Raw genomic sequence first — 20,716 nt, 5'->3', positions numbered from 1 at the left:
CCTACGCTTACGATGTCAGCTTTTCTTATGAAAAGCTCTCAGGAGGAACTAACGATGAAATTAAGCGCAACTGAGCGTCTATTCGATATCGGTAATGCAATTCTGATGATATTGCTTATCGTCTGTACGTTATACCCTTTCTACTATGTTTTCATGGCTTCCATCAGCGATTCCAATTTACTCATCCAGCATTCCGGGTTGTTGTTGAAACCGCTGGGGTTTAACCTCGACGCTTTTCAGAAAGTGATTGCGAATCCCAACATTTTGACGGGATATGGGAATACATTGCTCATCCTGATTCTGGGTACAGCGGTAAATCTGTTTTTTACTACGCTTGGGGCTTACGCGCTGTCCAGAAAGTTCGTAATGCGGAAGTTCTTGATGATCTGCATCGTGTTCACGATGTATTTCAGCGGCGGATTAATTCCAACGTATTTGTTAATTAACAACTATTTGCATATGGGAAATAGTTACCTTGCACTCATCTTGCCTGTGGCGATCAGCACGTGGAACTTGATTATTATGCGAACCTCGTTCGAGGCCATCCCAGAGGGCTTGATGGAATCCGCTAAGATTGATGGCGCAGGCGAATGGCGCATTTTGTTCCAGATTGTAGTTCCGCTGTCCATGCCTGTTATTGCCGTTATGGTGCTTTACTATGGCGTAGCCCACTGGAATTCCTGGTTTAATGCCATGCTGTTTCTTCACGATCGGGAGATGTTCCCGCTGCAGCTGATTCTTCGAGAAATTCTGGTGCAAAACAGCACGGATTCGATGACCACTGGGACGGGGAATGCGAACGACACGCAAGCGATTGGGGAAAGTATTAAATACGCAACGATCATGGTGGCTACATTGCCGATTCTGATTGCCTATCCTTTTTTACAGAAATATTTTGTGAAAGGCGTCATGGTTGGCGCGCTCAAAGAATAACGACCAGGCCTGTTCTCTTTTTGGATCTTCAAAAAGAGGGCGGGATATTTGGTTTTTTCCACATTCTGTGAGGGAATCAATAAAAATGATGATGATACAAAAATCGTAGATTGTACTTGAGCGGATGAAGATGGGATAATACTGCATACAGCATGAGTAAGGGAGGACATCTTTGTGAAGCGGAGCGTATTTTTATTTTGGCTTTACTCGAACTTAACCATTCTATGTATTCCCATCGTCATCACGATGTTGGTTCTTTTTCAGTCGCAGCATTTATTGAGCTCGGAGGTCATTCGATCCAACAAAGCGCTGCTTAACCAGGTGAAGCAATCACTAGACAATCAGTTCAAAGATATTAAGCGGATGGGTCTCCAGCTTTCCCTGGATCCTAAAGTCATTAAGTATGTTAATCAAGCTGATTTCAACAATTCACAAGTCAAGATCGATACACTGGATTTGATCACTTCGCTTCGTTCTTATGCCGCCTCGAATGGGGATATTAACGATTTATATGTCTATATGAAAAAAGGGCATTTCGGGGTTACGACATCGACAATGAATCAAGATGAGCTCCTTTTCCAATTGCTCCATGGAGGAAATAAAGGCATCACCATGAAGCAGTGGAGCGACAGTATGGAGAAAATCTACTATGGAAATTTCCTTCAATTCGCTGACGATGACATGGTGTACATGCAATCACTGCCGATTCAGAATGCCAGCGAAGCGCCGGCAACACTTGTTGTCACGCTGAATGCAGAACGCTTGAAAGCGGCCATCTCGAATATCCAGATTGCCCAAGCAGGCAGCGTGTTGATACTCGATTCCACCAATAAGCTGCTGATGACGGCAGGAGATTCGGATCATGTATCCGATATTGATTTTGAGCAGATCCGCTCAGCGGAAGGCACATTTAGTCAAAAATGGGGTAAGGAAGAGGTGACGATTTCTTACGTTTCCTCGGTTGAAAATGAGTGGAAGTATGTTTCCATCGTTCCTACGAAAATTTATTCAGCGAAAGTAAGTCAATTGCGCAGTTGGATTTATGCGGGCTTATTTCTGTGTATTTTTGTCGGAGGTCCGATGTCCATCTGGCTGACGCGAAGACATTATATGCCGATCCGCCGCATGGTGGATTTGGTTTCTCCGAAGGTGAAGTCCAATCTCGAAGGGATTGGGAATGAATTCTCACTGCTTCAGTCCTTCATGTCGGAGAATGAAGCTTTGCAGGTTACGGCGAACCGAACCATCCAGAAGCAGCAAGACGTGCTGCGCAGCCATTTCCTGGCACGACTGCTCAAAGGCAGAGTCGAGAGCGGTTCTGCACTCGCGCAATCGATGGAGTCGTTTGACCTGCGGTTTGAATCGAACCGCTTTGCGGTATTGCTGTTTCACATTGGCGACTATGATGCTTTATTCAATGATAACGGGTCCCGCGATGCGGAGTCCAAGCTGCAATATGTCTATTATATTGTGACGAACATTACCGAAGAGCTGATTGGCCGTAAGCATACCGTGTTCACGACCGAGGTGGATGGTATGATTGCTTTTCTGGTTAATATTCAGAATGATGATGAAGCTCGGACGAAGCAGGATTTGATTGATATTGCGCAAGAGGCGCAGACGATTATTCAGGGGAAATTTTACATTCAACTGACAATAGGAATCAGTGATATTCATCCTCTTTTGACCGGAATACCCCAAGGATTTGACGAGGCGCTGGAGGCGCTTGAATATAAATTCGTCATTGGCCCGAGCCAAATCATACCTTTTGATCGGATCAAACGACCGAAGAACGAGCTGTATTATCCGCTGGATATGGAGCGACAGCTGATCAATCATATTAGAACCGGGCAGTACGAGGAAGCCATGGAGGCCGTCAGTGAACTGATCGTAACGAATGTGTCGGATGGCACGTTGTCGCTGCAGCTCGGCAAGCTTCTCATGTTTGAACTGATCGGCACGATCTTGAAGGCCATCGAGCATCTTGATCAAGGTCCTAATGAACTGGCGGTAGAGAAGCACGCACTCATTAAACAATTGACCCAGTGCGAGTCCTTCGTGGAAATTGAAGATGAAATTTATAAGTTTTTGAAAACCGTCTGTGACTACGTCGATTCCAAGAAGAAAAGTCACAATACGAATCTGAAAGATCAAGTGCTGAGCTATATTGATGAGCATTTGGCGGATATGGATTTGAGCCTGACCTCGCTGTCTCTGAAGTTTGAAGTGAATGCGCCGTATTTATCGCGGTTCATCAAGGAGCAGTCTGGTGAAACGTTTATTGATTACGTTAATAAACAGCGTGTCCAGTTGGCTAAGCAGTTGATGACGGAGACCGATGATACGATTACGGATATTACGCAAAAGGTCGGCTTCTCGAACAGTAATACCTTCATAAGAGTGTTTAAACGCTATGAAGGGATTACACCGGGACAGTTCAGGAAAGGAGACCAGCCATGACGATCTTTTCTTTTGAGAAAATTTGACGCACATTATGTTAATTCCGCGCTTCCTCAGACTTATGAGGAGGCGCTTATTTGTTATTTAAGTCTCAACGAATGAAGCCGTTTCGTATCCCTTGCGTTATGGATGTATTTGGATAAATTGAGCAAACTAGCAAATACTAGCCGCAATTAGGGTGGGAGGAAAAAGCATGGACATGCATCAAGATTCATTCCAAATCTCAATTGAGATGGAGACGAATATCCGTAACCTTATCCATAGTTTCAATTCTTCCGACGATGTACGCGCCAGGGAGTTTCACTTAAATGGATTAAAGGGATCCATCCTCTACCTCAACTCTTTTACAGATCGGGAAAAGTTGCAATCCGATGTATTGAAACCTCTGCTTCAATCCAGAGAGAACCGTCTTGAAGATATCCTTCCCATTCTGGATATAGAGCTCGTGGGCGATTTGAAGGCTGCAGCGGCAGGGATGCTTCAAGGCAAATGCGCTATTCTACTTGATCAAAGAATGGATATTTTATTAGCTGATGTTAGTAGCAGTATTACTCAGAGCATCACAGAACCGCAAAATGAACAAACGATTCGCGGATCTCATGAAGGGTTTGTCGATGATGTTGGCGTCAATACACAATTGATCCACAAACGGTTGAAGAATGCCAATCTTGTCGAACGGTATTTCACATTGGGTGCTCAAAACCCGACTACAGTGACGTTGCTATATATGAGTGATCTTGCTGATCTGAACATTGTAGACGAGGTTATCGCCAACCTACTCTCGAATCAGGATAAATTCATTAAATCTCCTGGTCAAATAACAGATCGTTTGGAAAGCAGCCGTTGGTCGTTGTTCCCGCAAATGCTTTTTACCGAAAGACCCGACAGTACAGTGTCTCATTTAATGGAAGGAAGGATCGCTCTGCTCGTGGATGGCAGCGCGTTTGCGATCATTCTCCCAGTGACTTTCTTTATGTTTTTTCAAGTCGTAGATGATTTTAATGTCAGGTGGTGGAACGGGACTTTTTTTCGATTTCTCCGGTTTATCAGCGTCATGATCGGATTAGCACTTCCGTCGATTTACATAGCCATTGTGTCGAATCATTTTGATGTGCTTCCAATTGATTTGGTATTTTCTTTGAAAGCTTCGTTAGAAAATATTCCTTTCAATCCTCTGATGGAAGCCTTGTTCATGATCACTGTATTGGAGCTGCTCAGAGAAGCCGCTATCCGACTGCCAAAGTCAATTGCATCAACACTGTCTATTGTCGGAGGTCTCGTCATTGGAAGTGAAGTTGTCAATGCGAACTTAGTGTCCACAACGATGATTGTCGTCATTTCTCTGACAGCCGTCGCTTCTTTCAGCGTGCCTTCTCATGAAATGCGGATGGCAATTAGGCTTATCAGCTTCCCCATTATGATCGCATCATCGCTGCTTGGTTTTGCGGGTATCGCGTTTAGTTTCAGTCTATTATTCATGCATTTAACCAAACTCGAAACGTTTGGCGTCCCTTATTTTTATCCGTTTACTCCCTTTAAGCCTAGACGTATATTGACTGCGCTTATTCAGCTTCCAAGGCGGATCTTCGGCAGGGAAGCTTCCGATAGGAGGGCATCATGACACGGGTTCAATTATTTGCATTCATTCTGCAAACTCAAATCGGCATCGGCGTTCTGTCATTTCCTTATGATTTGCATAAATCTGCCGGCGCGGATGGTTGGATTTCCATTCTTTTGGCTGGGGGGATTATACAACTTATCCTGTTGGCCTACGTTGTTTTATGCAAAAGGTTTCCACAGCAAAATCTATATGAGTTCACGCCTCTCATCGTTGGCAAATGGATCGGAAATGTTCTCAATGCGATTTACATTTTACATTTCACATTCACGACTTGCCTTATTCTTTTGCTGGAAATGATGTTCGTTGAGCTTTGGATATTACCGTATTCAAATCCTTGGCTCATCATTGTAGCTAATTGTTTGGTTTGCCTCTTTATGGCTAAGGAGAACATTCGGATCATCGCCCGTTACCATGCGTTGATTTCATTGTTAATTATTATTATGTTAGCGCTCATGTTTACTAGCTTTGGCAATATGGATTACCGATATCTTCTGCCTGTCGGGCAAAAAGGTTTGCATGGAATAATAATGGGAATGAAAAGTTCCGTACTTTCTTTCTTAGGTTTTGAGGTTCTGCTCGTGCTGAGTTCCGATGTCAGAACGAAAGGAAAGAGTTTGATAGCCCCCGTTCTGTGGGCGAACGGATTGGCAACTATATTTTTTTTGATTGTCGTACTTGTATGTTTTCTAAATTTTAGTCCCGAGGCGATCAGCTTCATTCCGCAGCCTGTACCTTACTATCTGAACGGAATTTCACTGCCTTTTTTGGAGCGAGTGGATCTGCTCTTTCTTTCCATCTGGTTGGTGAAAGTGACCGCAACATTCATCAGTTACATCTACGCCGCCAGCAAGGGAATGGGCTATTTATTTCATCGCAACGAGCACCGAAAAGCTGTATATTATTTAGTCCCTATTGTCTGTCTAGTCGGATTTTTTTGGAGATCGGAGGATAGAATCCAATTTGTGGAGCAAATCTCTAATGTGGAAAGCTTTATCATTCTCGGAATTCCGATTGTACTCTTATTGTTGGCATGGCTGATGGGAAAAAGGGGGGAACAGCAGGCATGAGACGTATTTTACTTTTATGGCTTATTGCCATCCTGCCTTTGTCGGGATGCAATTATCATAATGAATTGAAAAATTTGCAGCTCATCTATGCAACCTCCCTTGACATGAACGATAAAAATGAAATCGTCACCACCGTAACCATTCAAACACCCGGCGGAAAGGAAAGATCCGCTCCCGTACATGAAGTGCTATCGGCTACAGGCCCTACGCTGCAAGAATCTTTATTTAAAAAAATCGGCATGCAAATCGCAGGCCCGATCGGCACATCCAAAAATCAAGTGATGCTCATCGGTGAAAAGCTGGCGAGAAAAGATTTAACGGAGATCCTCGACTCCACTTTTCGGAATTCGAATGATCCTATGCTCGCTAAAGTAGCAATCGTCCGCGGGAACGCTAGTGGATTGATTCGTCTGGATCGTATCGGTTCCGCAACGGCTGGGGAATATCTGCGAAAAATCCTCAAAAGCGCCAAGTATGAAACAGCTATACCATCCGTTACCTTACATTCGCTTTACCCTGTTCTGCACGATCAGGGACGCGATTCCGTCATTCCTCTTATCAGCAGGTTGAAGGATAAAGCAGTCGTTGATGGCGTGGCTCTTATGAATCAACGTAAATATACGGGCTATTTTCTAACGCCGGAACAATCTTCCTTATTTCTCTTAATGAGCGGCTTGAAGGGGAACATCTGCGTCATCACGCGAAATATGGAGGAATCGGGTTCCAAAAATGATCCCTCGCAATATTTATCGCTTAACATTTTGAAATTGAAGCGAAATAAGCATGTCTGGGTTGACGCAGAGGGGCAAATTAGGGTTCAATTGCATCTCAAAATGAAAGCCTCCGTCGTTGAATACACAAAAGACGATCTAGCCGACAAGCAGAAGATCATACAATTGAATAAACATTTCTCCGAATTACTGACTCATGAAGCACAAGACATTTGCAAGCTGCTTCTGCGTTCGCGTTCAGACGCTTTTGGCATAGGTCGGGACATTATGGCTTTTTATCCGAATGAGTGGAAACGTATGAACTGGGAAACCGTATACCCGGAGACGGATTTTCAAGTTTCAACGGAAGTAGACATTGTTTCTCACGGAATTATCAACTAGCCTGGCTCTACGCACCAATAACAATAGAGAAGCGCCCCTACAATTGGTCTGGGCGCTTCTGTTTTTTGGTGTAAGCTTATTGCACAGCATGATGCTTCGGCTTGAATTCACTTGGCGACTGGCCGGTCCAGCGCCGGAATTGCCGCGAGAAGTGGCTGGCAGAATGGAAGCCGAGCTTCTCCGCAATGTCTGTCATCGGCAAATTGGTTGTGACGAGCAGCTCTTTGGCTAGGTTCAGCTTTTGACGGCTGACATACTGGCGCGGCGATAGTCCGTACACTTTGGAGAAGAGCTTGCTGCACTGACTACGGCTCAGATTGAGCTCTTTCGCAACCCCCGCGACGGACGCCTCCTCGCAGAGACCGAGCGATAGCTTTTCTTCAATCGCATGGGCGACGTCCGCGGTGAACAAGGAGGCGTCTTTGTCCGTCATTGGCGCATGTCTACTTAGTGAGTCGTGTTCGCGAATCAAATTTAGCACGTCATGAATGATGAGTAGTGTATATGAATGCAGCAGCAGCTTATCCTCGAAGCGCAAATAGGGTTGCTGCTCTTGCTTGGCGGTATCCATCGACCGATTGCGATGCATGACGGCCTCTAGTTCGCTCAAGTAGAACTGAAGCTTGCTTTGCTCCGCATCCTGATGATGGATGTGCCGATAAGGGGTAGTCGAGAGCAGGCTGCGTATTTCGGTATCATCGAGATCGAAATGCACATTAAAGTAGCCATAATCTACAGAAGCCAAATTCGAAGATTGATGCCTGACACCGGATTTGATTAGCAGCCAGTCTCCTTGCCGCATGGTGATGGATTCACGGTTCATTTCTTGCACAACTTCACCTTCCGAGCAGTAAAGCAGTTCAAACAAATGATGATGATGCCGAGGGTAGTGCCATCCCGGGGGCTGCAAGCCGAAATGGCATCCTACTACTTGTAAGGTATTGATCATATTCGGAAAACGGTACAAATCATCCATGAAGGGCTCCTTCCGTACGTTATCGCTGTACGTTCCATCATATCATTGAATTGGCACATTTGGTATAGAAAATGCTCCATTTGGAGATTGAGGGAGAAGTGCTATTTCAGCGATGATGAAGGTGAATATAAACCAAATCGCAATCATAATCCGGAGGGATAACCATGGCCATTTTACAAGCCCAAAATAAGCAGTTTCTTTTAGATGGGAAGCCTTTGCAACTCATATCTGGAGCCATCCATTATTTTCGTGTCGTGCCCGAATATTGGAACGATCGTTTATTGAAGCTCAAAGCCTGCGGGTTTAATACCGTGGAGACTTATATTCCTTGGAATTTGCATGAACCGCAGGAAAATGTGTTTAACTTCGATGGTATAGCGAACATCGTGAGATTTGTGGAGCAGGCTGGCGAGCTGGGTCTACATGTGATCGTGCGGCCGAGCCCTTATATCTGTGCGGAGTGGGAGTTTGGCGGATTCCCGGCATGGCTGTTGAAATATACGGATATGCGGCTTCGCTGCATGGATCAGGCTTATTTGGAGAAAGTCGACCGTTACTATGACGCGTTGATCCCTCTATTGGTCCCGCTGCTTAGTACAAATGGTGGACCTATCATTGCGATGCAGATTGAAAATGAATATGGCAGCTACGGCAATGACACAGCATATTTAACGTATTTACGGGATGGGCTCATCAACCGCGGGGTAGATGTTATGCTGTTTACATCTGATGGTCCAGAGGATGGCATGCTGCAAGGCGGGACAGTTCCAGGCACGCTTGCCACGGTGAACTTCGGTTCTAAGCCGGAGGAGGCTTTTGATAAGTTTCGCGAGTATCGTGTTGATGAGCCGCTCGTTTGCATGGAGTACTGGAACGGTTGGTTTGATCACTGGTTGAAGCCTCACCACACGCGTGATGCGGGCGATGTTGCGGACGTATTCGACCGAATGCTTCGCGCTGGCGCCTCAGTGAATTTCTACATGTTCCACGGCGGGACGAACTTTGGCTTCTACAACGGAGCGAACTATGGTGATAAGTATGAAGCGACCATCACCAGCTACGACTATGATTCTCCTTTGTCCGAATGCGGAGATGAGACGGAGAAATATAAAGCTGTCCGCAGCGTGATTGCTAACTATCTAGGAAAAGATGTTAAGGATTTCCCGGAATTACCTGCACCTATTAAGAAGAAAAGCTACGGTCGTATCACGTTGGCTGAAAAAGCAGATATGCTTGACCATTTGCCAATTCTCTCAGAGTCCGTGAAGTGCGTTTACCCGGAACCAATGGAGAAGCTTGGTCAAAGCTACGGTTTCATCGTCTATTCGACGCATGTCTCCGGGCCGCGTTCCGGTGAAAAGCTGCACCTGCAGGAGGTACATGACCGTGCGCAAGTCTTTTTGGACGGTGTCTATCAAGGCACGGTGGAAAGATGGGATTCGCGTCCACTCCCGATGGACATTCCCGCTGAAGGCGCGAAGCTGGACATTGTGGTCGAGAACATGGGGCGCGTCAACTATGGTCCGAAGTTAAAGGACTATAAAGGAATTACAGAGGGCGTACGGATGAACAATCAGTTCTTGTTTGATTGGACAATATATCCACTCCCACTGGATAATCTGACGGCGATTCCGTTTGAACGTTCCGCGGAGGTAAGTGAGAGGAATGATCGTCCTGCCTTTTATCGAGGGGAATTCACCGTGGAAGAAGCGGGGGACACGTTCATTCGTTTGGACAGCTGGACGAAAGGTGTAGTCTGGATTAACGGGTTTAACTTGGGACGTTATTGGGAGAAAGGGCCGCAGCAAACGTTGTATCTGCCGGCGCCATTACTGCGAATTGGACGCAATGAAATTATCGTATTTGAATTACATCATACGGATACGCCGGTCATTGAACTGACGGATACGCCGGATTTGGGATAACTTGAAATCGGAGGGATTGACAATGGCATCAACCATGGCAGTCAAAAGAGTCATCATTCTTGGTATAGATGGAGCGGGGGCATTCGTCAGCGAAGCGGATACGCCGTATATCGATGTACTCCTCCTGGGCGGAGCCAAAACGGATCATGCCCAAACCGTATTTCCCTCCATTAGCGGGGAATGCTGGGGTTCTCTGCTGCATGGCGTAACGCCGGAGAGACATGAGTCCCATGTGAATATCAAAATGGAACGGAACTACCCAGTAGTCTCGGCAACGCCCTCCTTATTTCAAATCATTAGTGAAGCCAAACCTAACAGCAAGATGGCTTCCTTCGTTTCGTGGAAACCGATACAGACCGGAGTCATTGAAGAGAACGATGCGGTTTATAAATACGCTGCACCGGATGAAGATTTGGTTCCTGCCATTGCCGCGTATATCCATAACAATCCGGATTTTGAGCTGCTGTTCGTTCAGTTGGATGATGTGGATGCTGCCGGCCATCGGCATGGGTATGGCTCGGAGGAGTACTTAAAGGCGATCTCGCGTGCAGATAGTCAAATCGGTGAGATCAGTAAAGCCATTCTAGATGCAGGAATGCTGGAAGACAGTCTGATTATTGTAACGACGGATCATGGCGGCGGGGGCTTGGATTCCTTCAATCATGGCAGCGATCATCCGAAAGATATGACGATTTTCTGGGGCTGCCGTGGCCCTGGCATTCAAACAGAGGCTGATTTGGCTGGCCTGACTATCATGGACACGGCTGCCGTCGCGCTATCTGCGCTAGGCCTACCATTCCCGGATGATTGGGATGCCAAGCTTCCGAGCGGGTTGCTGGTGAAAGCAGGGCAGCGCTAAAGGATAACGCACAGCGACTGGAGCTGGCAAGACGCCGTATGGACTCGGCGCGAATGAGTCAGTTTCAAATTTATCGTAAAGGAACCTCCAAACCCACCTGAAGTGGGTTTGGAGGTTCTTCTTTTTAACAGAATTTATGTGTTTTTTGGGAAAGCTTCCCCCTATTTAGCTCAACTATGCTAGGTTGAGGTTGCTGGATCAATGAAACTCTATTCGCGGTTGAAGATATCGTAGAAAGTGCAACAATTGCTGCCTAATTCTCACCTCACCCCCTTCGTTGTTGTATCATGTACAACAATTTGGTCCTATACAGGCCATTTCGCAACAAATGGGCTCGAAATGTTGTACGAAATGCAACTTCAATTTGCGAAATAGCCTTTTGGCGTGTGAATTGTTGTAGAGAATACAACATTGGTAACCACTATAGCCCATTTGCCCTCACGAATGTACAACATTACACGGATTAGCAAGCGATTGGCTAAACAAAAACGTCATAGACGTAATTTGCACGGCATCGATCTCTACAAACACTCTCGACTAAGGTCGGCGTAAGCTGGTTATTGTATAGTGGGGCTCGAAAATCACAAATGGGATTTGGGGATAGTCACGTGTGTGATCTCGGAACTGGCACGCTGGCTGTGGTGTAGGATTTTCGCTCCGTAAGGATGTTTTTCATCACTAAAGTTTGAACGCTACCAAAATGTGTTTCGTTAACGGTATAAAACAACCTTAAATGATGAGGAATCAGCTAATTAGTCCGATTTCTGCTCCATAGTGATGTTTTTCATTGCTAAAGTGTGTGCCAGAGGGGGATCTCCATATTTAGCGATGATTAACATCGCTAAATACCTCGCAACGGAGGGGGACAGCTGCCGGGTCCAGTATTAAGAATTAACACCAGCACCAAACACCCAGTATCATGCCCCATTATCAGCTCCCGCCCCAGCCCCCAACACCGACTCTCCCAACCTGTCGTACTCCAAAGCCCAGCCTATTTTACAATCAACAACCCCTTTCGTCGAATAATGTGCTCATGAGAGGAGGGAATGCGTTGGAGCAAATAACGATCGCCGCAGTCGGAGATTTGCTGATGAAAAGTGAAATCATTGACTCTGCTAAACAAGAAGACGGATATTCGTTTGATCCTATTTTTGAACCTATTAAACCTTACCTAATGAACCATGATCTAACGATTGGCAATCTGGAAACGACCTTCTCTGGGAACAGGCAATTGGGCAGGATGGGAATCCGTCCCAAATGCAATTGTCCAATGGAACGAAGGAATCCGAGAACCGGATATCCCGTATTCAATTGCCCGGATGCCTTGGCAGCAACGCTGAAAAACGCAGGGTTTCATGTATTAACAACTTCCAATAACCATTGTATGGATGGTGGTGTAGCTGGCTTAAAGCGAACGTTGAAGGTCCTCGATCAACACGGGCTCAAGCATACGGGTACCTCTCGTACCCTTGATGAAGCTAATCAGCATCTGATTATGCGTGTAAAAGGGGTGGATATTGGTATTTTGGCCTATACCAAGGGGACGAATGCCATATCTGTTCCTCGTCGATGGATGGTGAATCCATTCGATCGAAAAAAGATGATTGCAGATATCCGCCAATTGAAAAACAAAACCGATTTCATCATAGTATGCTTACATTTTGGGAAAGAGTATCAGACTTATCCGAGCAGAGATCAGAAGCAATTGATGCAGTTCCTCTTTAAACAAGGCGTTAACGTAGTCTTAGGCTCACATCCACATGTGCTGCACCCGGTAACTCAGACTGTAGTGAAAGACAACGATGGCAAGGTGCGCAATCGAGTCGCTGCTTCCTCCTTAGGTAACTTCATATCGTCGAAGCTGACAAAAAGTGAGAGTACGATTCGGGGAATGATTCTTTCATTGACTCTATCTAAAAATGAAAGTGGCGTCATAGATGTCCTCAAAATTGACCAAATTCCAACGATAGTGGAGAAGAGGAAAGCGGACAAGACTACGTTTACAGTTGTTCCGGTGAGATAGACTTCGGACATGAAAAGTGCCTCGCTCCATGTAATCACATGGGAGGGGCACTTTTGTTGCATTTGTTGTTGATGAATTGATTCTTATTCATGTTGTGAAAAGGGAAGGAACTGCTCGAGTAGTTTCTCTGCCCAACGTTGATTTGCTTGTACTGTTCGTCCAGCGTTATGTGGAGTGTGAACAACATTATGTCTTCCTAATAATGAATCCTGCAAGGGTAAGGGCTCGATATCAAAAACATCTGCTGCAAGGCTAAGCTCATCTTTAAGAACGCGCTCACGAATCGCCTGCATATCACAAATTTCTGCTCTCGTTACCAGTACCACCAAACATCCTTTAGGCAATGAATGAATATGCTCTGATGTAATCAGTCCTGTTGTTTTCTCTGTTAAGGGTACCATGGGTACGAAAATCTCAGCATCTTGGATGAGCTGGCACAAGTGCCATTCTTTTCTAGCTCCTGCGCGGTGAAAGGAAGGTTCAGTAGCGAAGGGATCCCACGCCGCAACGTCTGCCCCAAGCATGCTGACAAAGCTGGCATAACGAGAAGCGATGTTGCCTGCCCCAACAATACGGACTCGTTTACCTTCAACGGTTCCATTCGTAAAGTTGGGATCGTCACCAAACTGTTGTCCTCTTTTTTTCGGCGTACCTACACCATTATCAGGTTCATAATGCCAAGGCTGCAAGCTTGTCATGATGTCATGATGCGTTTGAGGAATTCTACGTAAACCACATAGGGTTAGCGCCAGACCGAACTCGGATACGGATTGTCCCCAGAAACCTTCGCTAGGATGCGTGTACACGGTCACTCCTGCATCTTTCAAAATACCCATTTGTTCTTCCGCTAAAGGACTCCCATAGGAGCTAGTTGTAATAACGGCTTCTTTTAAACTACTGAAAGCGTGTAAGCAATCGGATGTGACAGCTACATTTAAAGAAATCAAACGGGTAACGCTGCTGGGTTCGGGAACAAGCTCACCAAGCGTTTTTAACTCATCAGGAGCCAATCGAATAAAATCAGTTGTTCCTTGAGCTTTCCAAAGTGTGTGAAAGTGGTCCGCGGTCCACGGCCAGATCGCATCGAAACTAGGATGGACGATAATAACACTTCTCATAATAGGATTCACTCCTTGTTCATTGCTATTTTTGATGCGAAATTTCGCCAGTTTTCATTCACAGTGGATGGATCCATATTGCCACAAAATACGAGTATCCGATACTGGCTCATTTGTGTTTCTCCTTGATCCAGCTCCCACTGACCTGCAATGCAACGGCTAGGAGAAATACCTAATTGTCCATCAACACGCCATGGCACAGGATGCTCCGTATTGTTCGGATGGTCCATAAACACAAAGCCAGCGTTGTCAGATCGGCCTTCAATCGGCATTCTGCAAGATACCCAACGGGCACGTTTTCCCTCTGCTTCACCATTCATTTGACCTTCACTATTGAGCGCTTCGCCTCCTAGTTCATGACGATAAGGCATACGAAGAAAAAGACCGCCATAATCGTAACGTCCGAAGGTTAGTTTGATTTCTGCTCGTAAAGACCATTGGAAATCAAGCTCATATGTACTCCCCAGATCATGCAGACTCCATTGCTGCAGTTCAGTAATCATATGGTTTCCTTGTGGATCACGCCAATGCGTTTCAATCTCCCATGAAGCATGGTGTAGGTTAACGACTGCAGGCTTGAGCGGCTGAGGGTGAAAGCTGCCATCCTTTGGATGATGTTTAATGCCTTCCTCCCAAAATCCAATGCCATTTACATCATTCAAGCCGACATAAATGCCATGCTGCCAGGGGTGATGAGGCGGAGTATTTTCAGTTAACACACCTTTTCCATCCGGAGCAAGGATTGGATGAATAAAGGGACGTTGATTCGTTTGTGCATTCTGTACAAGAATCGGATCTGGATGATCGCCACGATAGATACGTATGCTTTGTTCATCGGTTTCAGCTCTTAAATAAGGGATACCCATGGGGAAGACCTCCATATAAATTTATCGGAATATTGGCAGCTTCACTTGCTCACCATTGTTCATGGCGGATTCATGTGCGCATATGCCGGCACAAGTCCAATTGGCAGACGTATAGACGTTGGGGAAAGATTCACGTTTCTCAACTATGCTCATGATGAATTCGTGTGCCAAATGCGGATGGGAGCCACCATGCCCGTTTCCTTGTTTGAAGGATAAATGTACGTTATCTGCCGAATCATAGACACCCTCCAGTGTATATTTACGTATGCCTTCTGGGAGCAAGTTTGCATAATCTGGAACTTCAACTCGCTTAGCGTTCTCACCTGTGAAAATAACAGGTTCTTCCCCCTCTAACTGCTGCCATTCAAAGCTCATTTGATCTGCATACACGTCGAAGCTTTCGACATATTCGCGTGATGTTTCAAAGAGAGAACGCGTAACCTCCATGGCAAGGTTAGAGTCACGAAGTCGGAATATGGCAGATTCGACTGCAAAAGGTGAGCCGTATTTTGCAGCAAGCTTGTCGGCAATTTGTCCAGAACCCAAGCACGAGACGAATTCTGCTTCCTTGCCGGCAAGTGCGAGCAATGGACTAACTGCATGCGTTGCATAATGCATGGGTGGAAGTCCTTCCCAGTAGCCAGGCCAGCCTGACATCTCTTGTTGATGAGCTCCGCGTAGAAACTGAATCCGCCCAAGTTGGCCGCTGTCACGCAAAGCTTTCACATATAGAAATTCGCGGGTGTAAACGCAGGTTTCCATCATCATATAATTTTTCCCAGACAGCTGTTGGGCTTCAATAATTCGCCTGCAATCTTCAACAGTCGTCGCCATAGGGACCGTACAAGCTACATGCTTGCCTGCCACCAATGCTGCAATGCTCTGCTCGGCATGGTTAGGGATCGGAGAATTAATATGCACGGCATCAATGTTGTCATCCTTCAGCATTTCATCAAAACTGGAATACCTAACTTCAATACCGAAATGGTCACCTATCTGATTCAATTTATCCGTTGTTCTTTGACAGATGGCGTACATTTCCGCATAGGGATGATTTTGATAGATTGGAATAAATTCTGACCCAAAGCCTAAACCGACAATAGCGACTCGTATTTTTGAAGACACAGTTGGATCCTCCTGTCATATTCCGTTTATAGCTTGACTTTAGACCAAAAAACAAAAGAAGTCGATGAGATAATTTGCTTTTTAAAATGAGATTTTTCACCTATCTTTCCTAGTTGTAAATAGTGAAATATAACCATATATTAATAAGTAGTGTGAAAAAGGGGTTGTTTACTAATGAGTTTATTCACATCAGGATTGGGCGGAAATGTATCCATAACGAATCCACAGCAAAAACAGGTCGCTCTATTAATTGAAACCTCGAATGGGTACGCTCGTGGACTTCTCAGCGGGATAAACACCTATTTGCGTGAAAATCGTCCTTGGTCGATATTTCTCAGTGAATATAGCCGAAATAACACCGATTTGACTTGGCTGCGTGAGTGGCAGGGAGATGGCATTATCGCCCGTATAGAAAACGAGCAAACCGCTCGGTTTATTAAGGACGCGGGTCTTCCAACCGTAGATCTCAGTGCCTCAAGAATGATTCCGAGCCTTCCTTATGTAGAGACGAATGATCAATCCATTGCCCAATTGGCTGCAGAGCATTTTCTCGAACGTGGATTTAAACATATAGGGTTTTATGGGGACTCTCGTTTTCGATGGTCGAACTTACGATGCACCTATTTGGCAGCATATCTTGCGGAGAGAGGTCATTATTGCCATATGTATGAAGCCTCTGAAAATCTATTAAGTGGAAAATCATGGAAGACAGAAAGAGACAAGCTGGTCCAATGGTTGTATGACCTACCCAAGCCGATAGGGATCATGGCGTGCTATGACATTTGCGGCCAACAGCTTCTCGAGGCTTGCCGGATTGCTCAGATTGCCGTTCCTGATGAAGTGGCTGTCCTAGGTGTGGATGACGATGAGCTCTTGTGCGAATTATCCAATCCTCCCTTATCCAGCATCAAAACGAATGCCGTCAAAACAGGCTACCAAGCAGCGGAGTTACTCGAGCGTATGATGTCAGGCGAAGTAATAGGGGCACAAATGCACTTGATTGAACCCTTAAATGTTCATGTCCGATTGTCAACAGATGTTCTTGCTATAGAGGACAAAATGGTATCCGATGCCGTCCGTTTTATTCGCAATCATGCCTATGATGATATTCAAGTTCAAGATATTCTCGAACAACTCAAGGTTTCGCGCCGTATATTGGAAAGCCGATTTCAGAAAGCATTGGGTCGCACACCACATGATGAAATCATAAATGTAAAACTAAAGCTTGTAAAAAAACTACTCCTAGATACTAAACTTTCCTTAGCTGTCATCGCCGAACGCATCGGCTTTAAACATACAGAATATATGAGTGTAGTCTTTAAGAGAGCGACTGGGATCAGGCCTGGGCAGTTTCGGCAGCAGAATAAACATCGAATTCAAGATTTGTAGACAAAAGTGCCACTCTCATTGCAATCGCGTGGGAGGGGCACTTTTTTACATTGTAGAAAAGAATTAATTAATTTCCGCCAGCTCCGGAATAACGACGACTTTCTTCAATTGCTGAGATTCCATACCCGCAAGGATGGTCTGAAGCGCTCTATAACCATCCACTCCGGTAATGTCATGGCCGTTGCCAGACAGAATACCATCGACAAAATGATGAATAACGCCCGAATTATGCTGTTCCCCAGTCTTATTGGTTTGCAATGCCCCGACTTCATGGTAATCCTTCGTACCGTCTGAGTATTCAACGATTACCCCGAAACGGTCATCGGTTCCGATTTTCAATGTACCTTCTTCGCAGTATAACGTAGTGGCGTTAATTTCGTTTGCATAATTGGTCCAGCTGGCTGTTAACGAGCCTACGGTTCCGCTTGCTGTTTTCAATAATATCATCGAGTGATCATCCACGTTCGTAGGTTTATGCAGCGTCGAGCAAAATGCCGTGACTTCCGTGAACCTGTCTTCCAACAGCCAGTGGATCAAATCCGCTTTATGGATGCCTAAATCGCCTAATGCGCCGGAAAAGGCATGCTCCTGGTTGAAAAACCAGCTGGTTTTGCCATCTATGCTCCAATGTTCGGGTCCAGAGTGAGCAAATATCGTACTAAAGCTTAACACCTTGCCTAATTTTCCGGATTGTAAAATGTCTTTTGCTTTGCTGTGTACTGGCATAAACCTTTGATTGTGGCCGACCATCAAAAATACATTCTGTTCTTTGGCCGTGCGAATCATAGCTTCCGCTTCTTTCAGAGAGGTGGCCATCGGCTTTTCGACCAGTACGTGAATGCCCAATTCCATGGCTTCAATGGACACGGAGCTGTGAAGATGATTCGGCGTACAGACGGAAACAGCGTCAATCCCGCCACTCTGCAGCAGTTGTTGATGTGTTTCGTAGGCATTCGGTATACCAAACTGTCTAGCAACTTCTTGTGCGCGTTCCAAATTAGGATCACATACAGCTACAATGACTACATCCTTATGTGCTAGGTACTCAGGCAAATGGCGGCGCTGTAAAATGGCCCCACATCCAATTAGTCCTACCCTCAATTGTGATTTCACAATTCGCTTCCTCCCATTAATTTCGTCCAATCAAACAGAACGCCCATGGCAGAACTACGGTTTTGCACCAATGAATCGTACACCTGCGGGGCTTCTGATGGCGAATAATGATGGGTATTCAAAGGTAACACGTCCATTCGTCCCTGCGCGATATAACTTAAAAATAAAGCGGCCATTTCGGGATGATTCCAACCGTTGTAATTCATTTGGGCGTGGATGCCCAGAATGGAAACGGAATTGGACACAACATTTCGGCCCATTCCCTGTTCAGAAGGCGTTGCTGTATCTCCCAGCAAAATAACTCGTCCCAAAGGTTTAACGAGCCGAGTGGCTTGGGCTAGAACAGCCGGATGTCCGGTAATATCGAAGATAACATCCAGCATTCTGCCATCCGTTTTATGGTTGATTTCTTCATGTGCTTTTCCCGCATCCATGGGCAGCAGATGAATGCCCGGTCGTTCGTGAACCAGTTGCAAACGGCTCTCAGCAGGATCGATGGCGAAAATCTCTTTGACCCCAGATAGATATAAATATTGGGTAACCAACTGTCCAAGAAGTCCAAGACCGATGACGCCTACAGTTTCCCCTAGCTGGAGCTCTGCTCTTCTTACACCAAGCTGTGTTGTTTTGGAAAGGTTGATCCATACGCCTTGCTCGGCGCTGATATGCTGGGGAAGAAGATAGGCATGCTTGGCATCTGTTTTAAAATATTGCGAATGCGAATTCTCGACAAATACGCGATCCCCTTTTTGTATCCCCTTAACTTCTGGGCCAATTTCTAGCACTTCAGCCACCATACAATAACCGGGATAGAAAGGATACTTAACCCAGTCCGACCAGTTGGTATCGGGGTCAAATACACCTCTAAGGCATTGAAGCTCTGTCCCTGTACTAATCAGGGAGCATAGAGCGGCACATAAAATTTCGGTCTGACCGAGTGCAGGATCGAACGTTTCTTTTCGGACCTCAACCTTTTGTTTTTCTGTGAAAACGATACGCAGTGTTTCCATTTCCCTACCTCCTCGAACGGGTTTCATTTCCCCTCGAGAATAGTGTATAGGTATCGGAATTACAAAAATAGAGCACAACTTTGCTGAAGTTTAACACTTATACAGGTCGTTCATCTGGAAGTATTTTCAAATATTTTTATCAAACAAACGCTTGTATTGAACGGGAGAAATGCCTGTGTATTTCTTGAAAAGGCGGGTAAAGGTTTGGAAGTCGTTAAATCCAAGGGTGCTGCTGATTTCGGTAATGTTCATTTGTTGCATTTCCAAAAGCGATTTTGCTTTTGCGATTTTCATTTCCCGATGCAGAAGGATCGGTGATTTGCCGAACATCTCTTTGAAGTGGTTGCTTACGTAGGTTGGGTTCATATGTAAATCCTTGGCTAATTCCGATAAGGAAAGCGAAGCCTCGGGCTGGGTTACAATCTTCAATAAGATGGACAAAAAGCTGTGAGACTGCTGTCTCAAATCCGTGATATTCGTACTTCCCAAAGCATTGTCCAATAACAAATAAAGCAATTCAAGAGATTTTGCTTTTTGCAAAATGATGTTAGGGATATGGCCTTCCCTTGTGGTGGAGAGAATGAATTCGTCGAATACGGCTTCGAATTTTTTGTGATTTTTCAGCGGATAGATATATGGGATTTGTAAAAACGGCAGCACATCGATCACATTCTGAATCTTGTAAGTAAAATGCCACCAGAGAAACTCGGTTTCCTCATCGCTATCTTTATATTGGTCGTGTTCCAGAAAAGTAGGAATAAAAATGACGGAGCCCGGTTCAATCGCATAGATCTTGTCCTGAACCCTGAGTTTGGCCGAGCCTTTTCTCACATAGGTCATCATGTAATACTCTTGAAATACACGGTTCCGGTAGTTCATCTCGCGACGTCGATGGATATCAAACTTTAACACTTTTAACTCAGCTGTTTCCAGCAGAGATGAGAGCATATCATTCTTCATGCTAGTCAACCCCTATCTTGTAGTTAATTATATCATAATCATTGGTTCTTATTTGGTACTTATCTAAAACTATTTGCAGAAAATAAGGACGAAATGCTTATGAAAAAAGTTTGACAGTCCTTTTACTATCGCTTAACATGAATAATATGATCCAGATAA

Annotated in this window: 16 protein-coding genes; 9 read left to right on the top strand and 7 right to left on the bottom strand. The window is 45.2% G+C overall.

The features are described from left to right. The first annotated feature begins 54 nt into the window (after positions 1–54). The 5 genes from GC102_RS15805 to GC102_RS15785 all read left to right on the top strand — a co-directional run bounded on the left by GC102_RS15805 (position 55) and on the right by GC102_RS15785 (position 7,193). Positions 55–933: a carbohydrate ABC transporter permease gene (locus tag GC102_RS15805; RefSeq protein WP_216628071.1), complete on the top strand. Its 879-nt coding sequence runs from the start codon at positions 55–57 to the stop codon at positions 931–933. Positions 934–1,107: 174 nt separating this feature from the next. After that, a complete protein-coding gene (locus GC102_RS40350; protein WP_171690402.1) occupies positions 1,108–3,393 on the top strand; it encodes a helix-turn-helix domain-containing protein in 2,286 nt (761 codons plus the stop codon). A gap of 193 nt (positions 3,394–3,586) precedes the next feature. Beyond that, positions 3,587–5,014, top strand: coding sequence for a spore germination protein (locus GC102_RS15795; RefSeq protein ID WP_171690401.1), 1,428 nt, complete (start codon positions 3,587–3,589; stop codon positions 5,012–5,014). Next, positions 5,011–6,081, top strand: coding sequence for a GerAB/ArcD/ProY family transporter (locus GC102_RS15790; protein ID WP_171690400.1), 1,071 nt, complete (start codon positions 5,011–5,013; stop codon positions 6,079–6,081). Before GC102_RS15795 ends, GC102_RS15790 begins: the two co-directional genes overlap by 4 nt. Then, positions 6,078–7,193 (top strand): Ger(x)C family spore germination protein, encoded by a 1,116-nt coding sequence (locus tag GC102_RS15785; RefSeq protein WP_171690399.1) that lies wholly within the window; start codon positions 6,078–6,080, stop codon positions 7,191–7,193. The genes GC102_RS15790 and GC102_RS15785 overlap by 4 nt, the downstream gene beginning before the upstream one ends. A gap of 76 nt (positions 7,194–7,269) precedes the next feature. Here GC102_RS15785 and GC102_RS15780 read toward each other — a convergent pair whose 3' ends face one another. After that, on the bottom strand, positions 7,270–8,169 hold the full coding sequence (locus tag GC102_RS15780) for an AraC family transcriptional regulator (RefSeq protein WP_171690398.1): 900 nt from the start codon (positions 8,167–8,169) through the stop codon (positions 7,270–7,272). A 164-nt stretch (positions 8,170–8,333) separates the two neighbouring features. Between GC102_RS15780 and GC102_RS15775 the strand changes: the two genes are divergently transcribed. The 3 genes from GC102_RS15775 to GC102_RS15765 all read left to right on the top strand — a co-directional run bounded on the left by GC102_RS15775 (position 8,334) and on the right by GC102_RS15765 (position 12,976). Next, complete coding sequence (locus tag GC102_RS15775; RefSeq protein ID WP_171690397.1) at positions 8,334–10,094, top strand: glycoside hydrolase family 35 protein; 1,761 nt, start codon at positions 8,334–8,336, stop codon at positions 10,092–10,094. Between the two features lie 22 nt (positions 10,095–10,116). Next, the gene (locus tag GC102_RS15770; RefSeq protein WP_171690396.1) at positions 10,117–10,953 is read left to right on the top strand and encodes an alkaline phosphatase family protein; all 837 of its coding nucleotides are present in this window, start codon (positions 10,117–10,119) and stop codon (positions 10,951–10,953) included. Between the two features lie 1,051 nt (positions 10,954–12,004). Next, positions 12,005–12,976: a CapA family protein gene (locus GC102_RS15765; protein ID WP_171690395.1), complete on the top strand. Its 972-nt coding sequence runs from the start codon at positions 12,005–12,007 to the stop codon at positions 12,974–12,976. 83 nt (positions 12,977–13,059) lie between these two features. Here the strand turns inward: GC102_RS15765 and GC102_RS15760 are convergent, their stop codons facing one another. From GC102_RS15760 to GC102_RS15750, 3 genes are read right to left on the bottom strand one after another with little or no spacing between them, the layout of a single operon-like run. Continuing rightward, on the bottom strand, positions 13,060–14,094 hold the full coding sequence (locus tag GC102_RS15760; RefSeq protein ID WP_171690394.1) for an NAD(P)-dependent oxidoreductase: 1,035 nt from the start codon (positions 14,092–14,094) through the stop codon (positions 13,060–13,062). Between the two features lie 8 nt (positions 14,095–14,102). After that, positions 14,103–14,960: a DUF6807 domain-containing protein gene (locus tag GC102_RS15755; RefSeq protein WP_171690393.1), complete on the bottom strand. Its 858-nt coding sequence runs from the start codon at positions 14,958–14,960 to the stop codon at positions 14,103–14,105. A 21-nt stretch (positions 14,961–14,981) separates the two neighbouring features. After that, positions 14,982–16,085, bottom strand: a complete 1,104-nt coding sequence (locus GC102_RS15750) for a Gfo/Idh/MocA family protein (protein WP_171690392.1) — start codon at positions 16,083–16,085, stop codon at positions 14,982–14,984. A 174-nt stretch (positions 16,086–16,259) separates the two neighbouring features. Between GC102_RS15750 and GC102_RS15745 the strand changes: the two genes are divergently transcribed. Beyond that, on the top strand, positions 16,260–17,474 hold the full coding sequence (locus tag GC102_RS15745) for a DNA-binding transcriptional regulator (RefSeq protein ID WP_171690391.1): 1,215 nt from the start codon (positions 16,260–16,262) through the stop codon (positions 17,472–17,474). Between the two features lie 63 nt (positions 17,475–17,537). On the opposite strand, the gene GC102_RS15740 is transcribed toward GC102_RS15745, so the two are convergent. The 3 genes from GC102_RS15740 to GC102_RS15730 form a co-directional block, all read right to left on the bottom strand. Continuing rightward, positions 17,538–18,587, bottom strand: a complete 1,050-nt coding sequence (locus GC102_RS15740) for a Gfo/Idh/MocA family protein (protein ID WP_312883292.1) — start codon at positions 18,585–18,587, stop codon at positions 17,538–17,540. Further along, positions 18,584–19,597, bottom strand: a complete 1,014-nt coding sequence (locus tag GC102_RS15735; protein WP_171690390.1) for a zinc-binding dehydrogenase — start codon at positions 19,595–19,597, stop codon at positions 18,584–18,586. The genes GC102_RS15740 and GC102_RS15735 overlap by 4 nt, the downstream gene beginning before the upstream one ends. A 126-nt stretch (positions 19,598–19,723) precedes the next feature. Beyond that, positions 19,724–20,557, bottom strand: coding sequence for an AraC family transcriptional regulator (locus GC102_RS15730; protein WP_171690389.1), 834 nt, complete (start codon positions 20,555–20,557; stop codon positions 19,724–19,726). Positions 20,558–20,716 lie beyond the last annotated feature (159 nt).

It is taken from the genome of Paenibacillus germinis (genome assembly GCF_013141785.1).
Classification (GTDB): domain Bacteria; phylum Bacillota; class Bacilli; order Paenibacillales; family NBRC-103111; genus Paenibacillus_E; species Paenibacillus_E phytorum.
This window is presented reverse-complemented; position numbering and strand designations above follow the sequence as displayed.